13 protein-coding genes are annotated in these 11,870 nt (G+C 50.4%); 6 read left to right on the forward strand and 7 right to left on the reverse strand.

What is annotated here, in order from left to right:
• Positions 1-30 precede the first annotated feature (30 nt).
• Positions 31-1,005 carry an acetyl-CoA carboxylase carboxyl transferase subunit alpha gene (gene accA / locus CWO84_RS04125; protein WP_101051836.1) on the reverse strand — a complete coding sequence of 325 codons (975 nt, stop codon included), beginning with the start codon at positions 1,003-1,005 and terminating at the stop codon, positions 31-33.
• A gap of 88 nt (positions 1,006-1,093) precedes the next feature.
• Between accA and CWO84_RS04130 the strand changes: the two genes are divergently transcribed.
• The gene (locus CWO84_RS04130; protein ID WP_101051860.1) at positions 1,094-2,404 is read left to right on the forward strand and encodes a replication-associated recombination protein A; all 1,311 of its coding nucleotides are present in this window, start codon (positions 1,094-1,096) and stop codon (positions 2,402-2,404) included.
• 230 nt (positions 2,405-2,634) lie between these two features.
• Here CWO84_RS04130 and CWO84_RS24290 read toward each other — a convergent pair whose 3' ends face one another.
• A complete protein-coding gene (locus CWO84_RS24290) occupies positions 2,635-2,796 on the reverse strand; it encodes a hypothetical protein (protein ID WP_165385922.1) in 162 nt (53 codons plus the stop codon).
• A gap of 373 nt (positions 2,797-3,169) precedes the next feature.
• Here CWO84_RS24290 and CWO84_RS04135 point away from each other — a divergent pair, with 373 nt between their 5' ends.
• Entirely contained in the window at positions 3,170-3,817 is a 648-nt protein-coding gene (locus tag CWO84_RS04135; RefSeq protein WP_101051837.1) for a DUF2959 domain-containing protein, read from the forward strand.
• Positions 3,818-3,906: 89 nt separating this feature from the next.
• On the opposite strand, the gene CWO84_RS04140 is transcribed toward CWO84_RS04135, so the two are convergent.
• The 4 genes from CWO84_RS04140 to CWO84_RS04155 form a co-directional block, all read right to left on the reverse strand.
• Positions 3,907-4,614 (reverse strand): dinitrogenase iron-molybdenum cofactor biosynthesis protein, encoded by a 708-nt coding sequence (locus CWO84_RS04140; RefSeq protein ID WP_033157020.1) that lies wholly within the window; start codon positions 4,612-4,614, stop codon positions 3,907-3,909.
• Between the two features lie 10 nt (positions 4,615-4,624).
• The gene (locus CWO84_RS04145; protein ID WP_033157021.1) at positions 4,625-4,933 is read right to left on the reverse strand and encodes a rhodanese-like domain-containing protein; all 309 of its coding nucleotides are present in this window, start codon (positions 4,931-4,933) and stop codon (positions 4,625-4,627) included.
• A gap of 35 nt (positions 4,934-4,968) precedes the next feature.
• The gene (locus CWO84_RS04150) at positions 4,969-5,544 is read right to left on the reverse strand and encodes a hypothetical protein (RefSeq protein WP_101051838.1); all 576 of its coding nucleotides are present in this window, start codon (positions 5,542-5,544) and stop codon (positions 4,969-4,971) included.
• A gap of 254 nt (positions 5,545-5,798) precedes the next feature.
• Positions 5,799-6,638, reverse strand: coding sequence for a TOBE domain-containing protein (locus tag CWO84_RS04155; RefSeq protein WP_101051839.1), 840 nt, complete (start codon positions 6,636-6,638; stop codon positions 5,799-5,801).
• 218 nt (positions 6,639-6,856) lie between these two features.
• Between CWO84_RS04155 and CWO84_RS04160 the strand changes: the two genes are divergently transcribed.
• The 4 genes from CWO84_RS04160 to CWO84_RS04175 are packed head-to-tail and all read left to right on the forward strand — an operon-like array spanning position 6,857 to position 10,873.
• On the forward strand, positions 6,857-8,353 hold the full coding sequence (locus CWO84_RS04160; RefSeq protein ID WP_346426959.1) for an alginate export family protein: 1,497 nt from the start codon (positions 6,857-6,859) through the stop codon (positions 8,351-8,353).
• A gap of 26 nt (positions 8,354-8,379) precedes the next feature.
• Positions 8,380-9,150, forward strand: coding sequence for a molybdate ABC transporter substrate-binding protein (gene modA / locus CWO84_RS04165; RefSeq protein ID WP_101051840.1), 771 nt, complete (start codon positions 8,380-8,382; stop codon positions 9,148-9,150).
• A 57-nt stretch (positions 9,151-9,207) separates the two neighbouring features.
• Entirely contained in the window at positions 9,208-9,636 is a 429-nt protein-coding gene (locus tag CWO84_RS04170; protein WP_101051841.1) for a TOBE domain-containing protein, read from the forward strand.
• 55 nt (positions 9,637-9,691) lie between these two features.
• Complete coding sequence (locus CWO84_RS04175) at positions 9,692-10,873, forward strand: ATP-binding cassette domain-containing protein (protein ID WP_101051842.1); 1,182 nt, start codon at positions 9,692-9,694, stop codon at positions 10,871-10,873.
• A 10-nt stretch (positions 10,874-10,883) separates the two neighbouring features.
• On the opposite strand, the gene CWO84_RS04180 is transcribed toward CWO84_RS04175, so the two are convergent.
• Entirely contained in the window at positions 10,884-11,651 is a 768-nt protein-coding gene (locus tag CWO84_RS04180) for a hypothetical protein (protein WP_101051843.1), read from the reverse strand.
• Positions 11,652-11,870: the final 219 nt, after the last annotated feature.

Below are 11,870 nucleotides of genomic sequence, written 5' to 3' on the forward strand. Positions count from 1 at the left end.
CTTATCGAACAACTAAATTAACTGACGGTGTTATTTGACCGGCTCTTCGATGTACGAACCAAAACGCATAATACGTTGATAGCGCCTTTCCAGCAGCAGGTCCATATTATCCGCCTGTTGCTGAATTTCGTTCAGATGTCTGCACAAAGCCTCTTGCAAATTGGCGGCAATTTTTTCGAAATTGCGATGACCGCCGCCAACGGGTTCGCGAATCACTTCATCGAGAAAACCTTGTTCACGTACGCGGTCTGAAGTGATGCCCATCGCTTCAGCAGCCAACTGGGCCTTATCGGCACTTTTCCATAAAATAGAAGCACAACCTTCCGGCGATATAACCGCGTAGGTACTGTATTCCAGCATCAATAATCTATCGCCCACGCCGATGGCCAACGCGCCACCTGAACCACCTTCTCCGATTACTGTACAAATAATCGGGGTGCGCAATTTGGACATTTCGAACAGATTGCGGGCAATCGCCTCGCTTTGACCGCGCTCCTCGGCACCGATCCCCGGATAAGCCCCCGGGGTATCTATCAAGCAAATGATGGGCAGCTTGAAGCGTTCGGCCAGCTTCATCACCCGCAAGGCTTTGCGATAACCTTCCGGACGCGGCATACCGAAGTTGCGATAAATTTTTTCTTTGGTATCGCGGCCTTTTTGATGACCGATCACCACCACCGGCTGACCTTCCAGGCGAGCCATGCCGCAGACGATGGCCGGATCGTCAGCGTAGGAGCGATCACCGTGCAGTTCGTGAAATTCGGTGAAAATCAGATCGATATAATCCAGCGTATAAGGCCGGCCCGGATGTCTGGACAATTGCGAGATTTGCCAGTCCGACAAATCCGCGAAAATGCTTTCCGTCAAACTCTCGCATTTCTGCTCAAGCTGCTTCAAGGTTTCGGAAATGTCAAAATTGTTGTCGAGTTCGACCTTACGCAGCTCTTCTATTTTGGCCTGTAGTTCGGCAATCGGCTGTTCGAAATCTAAGAATTTTAAATCCATGTCAATCCGGCATTAGAATCAATAAAATGGTCGGCAATTCTAAAGAAAAATGCCGCCATTGCCTATTTGTTTTACCGAGTCCCCGCAAATGAAGAATGCTACAGCCTTTGACAATACCGCCTATGCGCCGCTTGCGGCCAGAATGCGACCGACTACGCTGGACGATTTCATCGGCCAGCAGCACCTGCTGGGCAAGGGCAAATCGCTACGTGTGGCAATCGAACAAGGTGCGCCGCACTCGTTGGTATTTTGGGGGCCGCCCGGCGTCGGCAAAACCACTTTGGCCAAAATCATTGCCGCCAGCGCACATTGCCATTTCATCGAATTGTCGGCAGTCATGGCCGGCGTGAAAGAAATCCGGGCCGCAGTGGCCGAGGCGGAAGAGGTCAAACAAAGCCGCAATCTGAATACCGTGGTATTTATCGACGAGATTCATCGTTTCTCCAAAAGCCAGCAGGATTCTTTGCTGGCTCCCATCGAAAGCGGCGCGATTATTTTATTCGGCGCCACCACCGAAAATCCTTCGTTCGAATTGAATAACGCTTTGTTGTCGCGCTTGCGGGTTTACGTGATGCGCAGTATCGAAACCGAAGATCTGCAAGCCTTGCTGCATAACGCCTTGACCGACAAAGTGCGCGGACTGGGCAGTCGGGATTTGCGGATCGAAGACGATATATTGACCATGATCGCCAAAGCCGCCGACGGCGATGCCCGCCGCTGTCTGAACATCCTGCAAATCGCTGCCGATCTGGCGGAAAACCTCGACGACCGAGAAACAGTGAATCGGGAAGTGCTGGACGAAGTGCTGCTAGGCCATGCGAACCGCTTCGATAAGGGTGGCGATATTTTTTATGACCAGATTTCGGCTTTACACAAATCGGTACGCGGCACCGATCCGGACGCCGCGCTTTACTGGTTTGCCAGAATGCTGGACGGCGGCTGCGATCCTTTATATATCGCCCGCCGAGTGATTCGCATGGCATCCGAAGACATAGGCAACGCCGACCCGCGCGGCCTGGAATTAGCGTTAAACGCAGCAAACGCTTACGAGCGTCTGGGTAGCCCGGAAGGCGAACTGTCGCTGGCACAAGCCATCGTTTACTTGGCCTGCGCGCCGAAAAGCAATGCGGTATACGTGGCCTATAAAGCGGCAATGGCGGACGCCCGCAATAGCGGTTCGCTGGAAGTCCCCATCCATTTGCGCAACGCGCCGACCAAATTAATGAAGGAACTGGGACATGGCGCCGAGTATCGCTACGCCCATGACGAGAAAAATGCTTATGCCGCCGGCGAAAACTACTTCCCTGAATCATTAAAAAACAGGCAGTATTATTTTCCGGTGGAGCGCGGTTTGGAGATAAAAATAAAAGAGAAACTGGGCGTTTTAAGGAAGTTATAAAAATTCAAACCCGCACGTAATCTACCGGCGTAGCTAAAATTGGCCAATGCGGAATATATCATAAAAACGATGACAACTTTGATATCATCGACAGCGGCACTTTCTAACTCTTACCACTAATATCATCTAGGCAAAAAAAACTCCCGTAGACCCATGAGACTACGGGAGTATGAACACAAGCGAATAATGAAAAATATCGCTTGCAAGTCTCTGACTATAGTGAAAAACTTTCAATTCTTAACTGCTTGCACACGATTATTTAATAGAATCGTACTCCATAATGCCGCCACCCCAAACATCATTGTTGACAATATAAATTGCCCGGAAACAAAAGCGACTATACCTAAAAATGATACAGAACCGATAAATACATCTTTTTTTAATTCGTTCATTTGCGCCACCTAATATAAAAAATAATTAACAATTTAATAGTTTTTTAAATCATCCCAAATCTTCAATACCCTGTTCGAAAACGTGGCTTAAGTAAAACCTAAAATCGAATCATCCGCCACCGGCAATCGATAAATTTTGAATAGCTATCGCATTATTTTACTTTCAACAATATCCAGATCTACTGTAACCCTGATTAAATCTGGAGTTTGCTTATTGATGTTTATTGCGTTTTAAAACACCAAGTCAAATATGTGAATATATTCACAATCGAACGCCCACACTCAGTCTAGCTGCGTCAGAACCCGGTAAGCACCCGAAGTTGAAGTACACGAACACGGGCTTATAATGCATCCACCAACCCACGGAGCTTTTATGAAATTCAGTTCACGATTTAGTTTGTTTTTGTTGATGTTTGGCTTAGCCGCCTGCTCCAGCGCCTATTACAGCGGCCTGGAGAAAATTGGCATACCCAAACGCGAAGTGATGGTACATCGCGTGGAAAAAGCCCGGGATACTCAAGAGGAAACCAAGCAACAATTTAAGTCGGCGCTCGAACAATTCACCGTGATGACCAATTTCAAAGGCGGCGATTTGGAAGCCACCTACAACAAACTGAACGGTGAATATGAGGCCAGCGTCAAGAAAGCCGCGGAAGTGAACAAGCGCATCGCTGATATAGAGGACGTCTCCAACGCACTATTCAGCGAATGGGAAACCGAACTAACCCAATACAGCAATGTTTCACTAAGACGGAACAGCCAGCAAAAGTTGACGGCCACCAAAGCGCACTATCAACAATTGCTAGCGGCAATGCGCAAAGCCGAAACCAAAATCGAGCCGGTACTCAGCGTATTTCGCGATCAGGTGCTGTATCTGAAACACAATCTGAATGCCCAGGCCATTGCTTCGCTAAAAGGTCAGCTGGACTCGGTTAAATCGGATGTATCGGCTTTGGTAGTGGAAATGGAAAAGTCGATTAACGAGGCGGATGCGTTTATCAAAACGATGGAAAAGCAATAACGCTCCGCGATTAAATTATTACGGCCAAAGCTAAGCGGAACAAAACTTACCCTCTCCACGGAAAGGGTAAGACGCACAATTTCAGAACCTTATTCCTGATGAGCGAAACGCTTCCGCTCCTCGGCACTTTTACCGAGAGCCTTCGCCATCCAAGGCGGCGCAGCGTCAAACACTTTCTGAAACTCGGTGAGTTTCTCCACCGCATCGATCACATCGGGTTCCTTGATCGGATAAATATCGGCACGGATCACCTTGGCGGCCGCCGGCCCACCAATGGATTGCACAAACAATACGTGGCAATCCTTGATCATATTGGCCCGGAACAGATTTCTGTCGTCGGCGCTGTCGGCTTCCACTGTCGAGCGAATATCGATCAAGCGCATATCAGATCGGGACAATTGGTAGACCAAAAACCGAATACAGGAACCAAAATGACCGTTCAATAGCTGCCCGCTATTGGAGGCAATCGCCACCCGAATCGATTCCGGAATATCACCCTCTTTATAAGGCATGATTTCCGGCAGCCCCTCGTCTTCGTCTTCCTCGCCCCACAAATACCGAACCGCTAGCTTGATGTTTTCCAGACCGATGCCAATATCTTCGCCGTCTTCCTCGCCATCCAGACTTCCGATGCCGGTCTTCAGATTGGTAACGGTAATCGATTTCAGTTTTTCGTCATCCAACGGCGAGCCGACTTTTTCGTGCAACACACCGATCAACTTCGGTACATCTACTCCCGGCAAAATCCGCGAAGCCAGTGCAATACGCAAAGCCAGATCTCGTGATAATTGTTCCATAGCGTCACCCTTAAAGTTTGTGCTGTTCTTTCCAGTCGGCATAGCCGCCGGCCATGCTGTAGACCTGTTGAAAACCAAAATCGCCGAACATTTCCGCCAAATGCTCGCTGGCATGGCCGTAATAGCAATAAATCAGCAAAGGTTTGGCCTTGTCGGCTTTTTTTAACAGCGAATCGCGCAATTGCTCGTGGACATGCATGGCATTGTCGATATGCCCGGCCCGATAATCCTTGAGATCACGGCAATCCAATATCATCGGTTGCTGTTCAGCGATCAGCTTTTCGGAATCGACAGCGGAAATAGTTTTAAAATTTTTCATGGCGCATTCCCCAAAAAAGGTCCGCGGAACCCAACTTAAACCGGCCCAACGGCTAAATCTTTCTTAACCTCAATAGTTTGCGATAAAGCTGTCTCCAAACTGATCGACTCGGCTTTGATTTTATAGCCCTTGGCTGCCTCATATGCAGTGATGACCTTGTCTTCGCCGGATTGGCCTTTCAGATCGGATTTTTCGATATAAAGCTCTTCCAGCATCAAATTCCAAACCATGCCTTCCTGATGCGGCAATAAATTGAAGACAACGCCGTCTAAAACGATTTGCGTTGGTTTGGCGATGTTTTGCACGTAAAACAGCGTGACGGTTTCAGGAGTCAAGGCATCCTTATATTTTTCAACGAATACCGGCAGATCCTCCAATTGGAAAAACAAGCCGTTGATAAACAGAATTTTGTCGCTGTCGGCTAATATCGCTGATTGATTGATCACCAGCTCCGGGGTTTTCCGGTCACGAATATTCGTCGACCCTTCACGCAACTCGCCTTCGACCAACACCAAGTCGCCGCGAAACGCCGAAATGCCGGCTTTGCTGGTTTTGCCAACTAAGGTAGTGATCCATAAAAGCCCTTGGCTGTCGTATTTTTCAAGTAGCATCTGCTTAAATCCCCAATGAAAGGTAATGAATGAAAAGTCGTTAACAGCATGCAAGCAAAACACTTGCCAGGACGACTAAAACCACACCAAACCCATGGTTGAGACGGTTTTTGCTTGGTTTTCTGATGGGAATCATTCGCGGAAACCGGCAGTTTGGCGGCGAAGCGACCCGACAATGTCGCAAACGCGACAATTATCGAATGATGATTATTTAAGATTTGTAGGATTTATAACGAATATCTTTATCGGCCTAGCTAACAGTCGCCGGTAGGCACCAATGCAGCCAAGATCACAGCATTACTCTTAAACACGGCTGTCGCATTGGCGCCCGGTTTGAGTGTAAGAGCCTCAGCGCTAATCTGGGTGATAGTAGCGGCAATGGTTTCGCCACTGGGTAATTGGATAATCACTTCAGAATCCACACCATCAAAATGGATGCGAATCACACGACCAGCCAGACGATTCCGCGCCGACAATCCATGAAACCCAAGATCATCATCACCCAACACCAAAATATCCGGCGCATTGACCAATAACACGGCGTCGCCGCCTACCTTCAATTGCAAATTTACACATGTTGCCAACGGCACACTGGCAACAACTTGCTCTCCCCCCTTCAATGACACAAATACTTCGACGTTTACTGCGCCAGAATTGATCTTGGCAATCGTTCCGAACAGCTGGTTTCCGGCACTGGTTTTAATCACCTGACGTTTCAACAAAAGCATTACATCCGGATCGTCGATCAAGCTTTGATTGAGCTGCTGCAAAAGGGCGCGATGCTGATCCTCTAGGCGGGCAAATAGCTTGAGCAAGGACAAACCCGCCGCCGTTAGCTTGGTACCGCCTCCCTTGCTGCCGCCCGTCGCGGTGGCTACTAAAACCTTCGGAGCCAGATTATTTGCACGCTCTATCTTCTGCCACGCACCTTTGTAGCTTAATCCAGCCTGTTTGGCGGCTTGATTGATAGATCCGCTTTGCTCTATTGCTCGTAGCAAGCTGATCATGCGCCGATCCAAAATGCCGGCTAGACGCAATTCACCTTCAAGCCAAGGGAGTTCTAGCGCCTTTGGATTTTTCTCTGGTGTAGACATTATTCAATTATTTATCTGATTTGAACAAAACGGATTGGCAACAAACACTATTTCCCACATTGAAATAAGTTATTTTTGTTTTTCGTTATTTACTTTTGTACATAACGAAAAGTAGACTGCCAACATTCCTTGGCCGTGATGAACACCATAGCAAAGTCATACAAAAGCCAGGACATTATCATAAACCCAAGGCATTTAACCCGCTTAATAGGTAAACCATGGCCCCCAAAAACCGTTATCGCAAAGTCTGTTTTCTCACGGCAATGAGTACGATCACAACGAACAGCCTCTATATTGACGTAAGTGAAGCGGCGGAAAATAAAACCTACAGCAAGCCGCCCATGGCCGCATTTTCCAGTCAGATGCAGGACGCCCTGCTGGGCAACGACAAATTCGAAAAGCCGGTCTGGAATCTGCACGACGCACTAAATCTGCCGAAATGGCTGGATGCGTCTGTAGAGCAACGCACCCGTTACGAAACGATGGACGGCAACTTCAAGGCCAACGGCCGGGGTGGTGATCAGCAAATCGCCTTGCAAACTGCGCTATGGCTACAAGCGCACATCGCTAAATTCAGGATAGGTGCGGAATTTCTCGATGCACGCGCCTTGGGCGCCGATAGTGGTTCCGGCGTGAATAACACCCACGCGGATGCAGCGGACTTTATTCAAGGTTATCTGGCCTGGGCAGATCAAAACCTGTTTTACAGCGGCATCGGCGCTGAAATTGTGGCGGGGCGGCAAACGCTGAACTTGGGCAGTCGCCGCTTAATTGCCCGCAATGCGATGCGCAACGACATCAACAGTTTTACCGGCGTAAAACTCCGGCTGCTGAATTACGATCAATGGCAATTTACCGGCTTTGTAACGATGCCGGTCAACCGCTACCCGACCGCTTCAGCTGATATTCTCAACGAGGTCCACGAGTTCGACGAAGAAGACACCCACACCTGGTTTTCCGGCGGCTTTTTGGAACTGTACAACTTGGCCTGGGGCGTCAACAGCGAAGTTTATCTATATCATCTCGACGAAGGCGACAGCATCCGCAACCCCACCCGCAATCGCCGCTATTTCACCCCCGGTGTACGATTTTTCCTGAAACCCAAAAAAGCCAATTTCGACTTTCAAACTGAAACTATCGGTCAGCTAGGCACCGTCCGTTCCAGTACTGCCGCCAGCAATGGCCGCGATTTGGAGCACGCTGCCTGGTACCAACATGCCGATGTCGGCTATACCTTCGATGCCTCTTGGTCACCGCGTTTTGCGTTGGAATACGACTATGCCAGCGGTGACGAGAACCCAAACGACAATCAAGACCAACGCTTCGACACCTTGTACGGCGCACGGCGCTTCGAGTTCGGCGCGACGAGTATGTATGGCGCATTCGCCCGCAGCAATATCAGCACGCCTGGTTACAGAATCGCCGCCGCGCCGCGCAGCGATGTGCAGCTTGGACTGAGTCACCGTTTCTATTGGCTGGCATCGGCCAGAGACAGTTGGACGGCAGCCGGTTTGCAAGATAGCAGCGGCCGCAGCGGTGATTTTATCGGTCAACAATTGGAATTGACCGCCCGTTGGGATTTCAACAGCAGCCTAAATTTCGAAACCGGCTGGGCACATCTGTTCAAGGGCGAATTTGCCAAAAAAGCACCGTCGGCACCGACTGTTAAAGACGACGTCGATTACGTTTACGTGCAGAGCCAATTACGGTTTTAGCCGCTTCATCATTAAGGAGAAATAGCATGTCGTTTATCGCTTTAAACCGAATTATTCTGGCCCTATCGCTGGCCGCGCTAAGCGCGATAGCGCAAGCCGAAACGACTTTAGTCGCGGTGGCGGCTAACTTTACCAAGCCAATGACGGAAATCGCCGAGGCATTTGAAAAAGCCAGCGGCCACAGTGCCAAGCTTTCCTTCGGATCGTCCGGCAAATTCGTCGCCCAATTTGAGAACGGCGCGCCGTTTGAGGTGTTTCTATCGGCTGATGACAAAAGCCCGCTGAAACTGGAGCAATCCGGTTTGGCCGTAGCCGGCACCCGCTTTACTTATGCCATCGGTAAGTTGGTACTGTGGTCCAGCAACCCTAGTTATGTGGACGAACAAGGCCAAATTCTCAGCAAAGGTGACTTCAAACATCTGGCTCTGGCTGATCCGAAACTGGCACCTTACGGCGCAGCGGCAGTGGAAGTCCTGAAAAGCCAAGGTTTATTGGAAAAACTGCAACCCTTATTCGTGCAAGGCGAAAACATCGCCCAAACTCATCAATTCATCAGTACCGGCAACGCCGAGCTGGGCTTTGTGGCTTTATCGCAAGTGATCGAAAACGGCAAAATTGGCTCGGGCTCCGGCTGGATCGTTCCGAAACATCTGCATACTCCCATTCTGCAAGATGCGGTGCTGCTGAAAACCGGCGCGGAAAATCCAGCAGCGCAGGCTTTGCTGGCGTTTCTAAAATCACCGCCGGCATTAGCAATCATCGAGAAATACGGCTATGCCTTACCGGCTGTCAATTAATTTTCCACGCAATACCGTTATGAGACGGACTCCCCCCACTTTTCACGAGGAATTACTATGAAAACCAGCGCACGTAACCAATTTTCCGGCACCGTTAATCAAGTCATCATCGGTGCCGTCAACGCTGAGGTACATGTTGGCTTAAAAGGCGGCGAAACCATCGTCGCCTCGATCACCAAAGAATCCGTTGAAAACTTGGCCATCGAAACCGGCAAGAAAGTCATCGCGTTGGTAAAAGCGCCGCAAGTGATCGTCGTTGCCGATTTCGGCGGTTACCGGATTTCGGCGCGCAACCAGCTGGAAGGCACGATAACTGACGTCAAGCCCGGCGCGGTCAACACCGAAGTGGATATTGCCCTGCCCGGCGGCGACAAAATTGCGGCTACCGTCACCAACGATAGCGTGGAAACCCTGGGGCTGCGTAAAGGCCAAACGGCCACGGCAATATTCAAGGCCGGCGCGGTGATTCTTGGCGTGCAAGGCTAATAAAATGCGCGACCCGGTCACCAAGCCGGGTTGGCTTTAACCACCGGAGGTGGTCATGCTGCTGGAAATGAATGTCAAACTGCGTCGCGGTCATTTCGACCTCAGCACGCAATGTTCGGTGGGCGACATCAGCGTTGGCCTGTTCGGACAATCCGGCGCCGGCAAAAGCACCTTGCTGGGCTTGATCGCCGGCACTATCCAGCCGCAAAGCGGGCATATCGCATTGGACGGCAAGATTTTGTTCGACAGCCGCAAAGGCATCGTAATGCCCCGCGAACAACGGCCGATAGGCGCTGTATTGCAAATCGATTGCGCCGACGCCAGCGAAACCGTGCGCGACAATTTAAGCGCCGCCTATTACCGAACCCTGAAACAGCGCCGGCTATTCAAACCGGACTATCTAATCAACTTACTGGAACTGGGCGCCAACCTGGATCAGCCTATCGAACGGCTCTCGGTTGGTGAGCGCCAGCGCGTCGCGCTAGCCCGTTCCCTGCTGAAATCGCCAAAACTATTACTGTTGGACGAAACCTTCGCCACCATCGGCCATGGGTACCGCTCGCAACTGCTGCCGATTTTAAAACGCCTGCAAGACGAATTCGGCTTGCCGGTACTGTATGCCAGCCAGTCGCTGGGCGAGATTCTGGAATTGACCGACCAGTTGATCGTGCTGGAACATGGTCAGGTGCTGCGCAGCGGCTCCTTGCGCGAAGTGGCCAAACAACAAGGTATCTTGCGTTACCTTGGTATTCGCCAGATCGACAACATCTTGCCGATCAGTATCCGCAGTCACGATGTCCAGGCGGGTTGCAGTATGGCGGACAGTTTCGGTCTGCCGCTGGCGTTGCCGCTACGCCCCCAGTTTGCAATCGGCAGCCAGAGCCAAGTATCGATACGCGCCAACGACATCGCTCTGTCTCGGGCCTACATTGATGGCATCTCCATTCAAAATCAAATAAAAGGCCGAATCTGCGCGATCATTCCCAGCGGCGAAAGCCTGATCGTGCAAGTCGATTGCGGGGGGACTTTATTGGTGGAAATTACGCCGGGCGCCTGTCAGAGCATGGCGTTGCGGGAAGGCGACGTGGTGTATTGCCTGATTAAAACTCACGCCATCGTTTATCTGGCCGAGATGGACACCCTACCCTATCAACGCATTGTCAGCCACGGCGACGGCTACTATTATTTGAACAATGCCGGCGTCGACACCCACAGTGTTTTGGAATACCGCTACTGAATTCGGCGGTTTAAACGGCACCCAAACTGTCGCTGAGAAAAGTATCTAACTGTTGTAGCGCGATTGCTTGCCCCGCTGCAACGGCATGGTCTGCGGCAAGGTTATAACCCCAGAGGGCGAGGAATAATTTCACATCCGCCAACTCCGGATGTTTTTGCACCCCATCGAGTGCCGGTAGGCGATCCTCAGTGAAATAAATCGGCTGGCCCGGATGCTGAGCTTTCAATCCTTTCAGAACGTCAGGTTTGCTGAGCTTGCGGTCCATCCCGAAAATCCTCTCGTCGGCCAATTCAATGTTGTTGGCTCTGAGGATTTCCTTGACGAAGCGTTCTTGCTTGGTCGTAATCACACACCACAAATGCCTCTGGCCCAAGCGCCGCAATTTTTCCGCAACCCCCGGATACAAAGGATTCTTGGCTATCCAATCGGCACGATCACTAGCAATCCAATTGTCGCGAGTATCACCGAACAGCTTTTTCAAATCGTCGATGCTTAAATGGATTTCATCCAGCATCCGTTGCACTTTAGCGGCGTAGTTGGCGTAAATAGCGGCAGTGCTTTTGCCCAAATACATGAGGCGGATGATCAGAATAGCTTCGTAACCCGTCTCGATAATCGGTCGCACTTCGCGAAACTGCTCAACGATAGTCTGAGGTACCGCGTCAGGCATGTCTTTCCAAATAGTAGTGCCGGCTTTCCAGCCGGTGATCGCGGTTTCTACCGCACTGTCGCAGACAACGCCATCAAAATCCAGTGCATAAATAATCGAATCGTTCATTGAAATATGGGTATCCGGAGTCACGGTAAGTGAGCGGTATTGTAACGGATGAAGCGGCGGATAATCTGGATTGCATCGCAAAACTTTCCAGTAATCGTGCCACCCTCAATCATTCTTAACCCGGCTCTTAAATACTGTTTGCCTTTTGTCCTTGAGGGTACTGAGTTAATCGAAAGGTGATCCGACCTGGGCTTCGACGCGCTCAGCTCGCACGGAATA

The sequence above is a fragment of the Methylomonas sp. Kb3 genome (genome assembly GCF_002834115.1).
Lineage (GTDB): Bacteria > Pseudomonadota > Gammaproteobacteria > Methylococcales > Methylomonadaceae > Methylomonas > Methylomonas defluvii.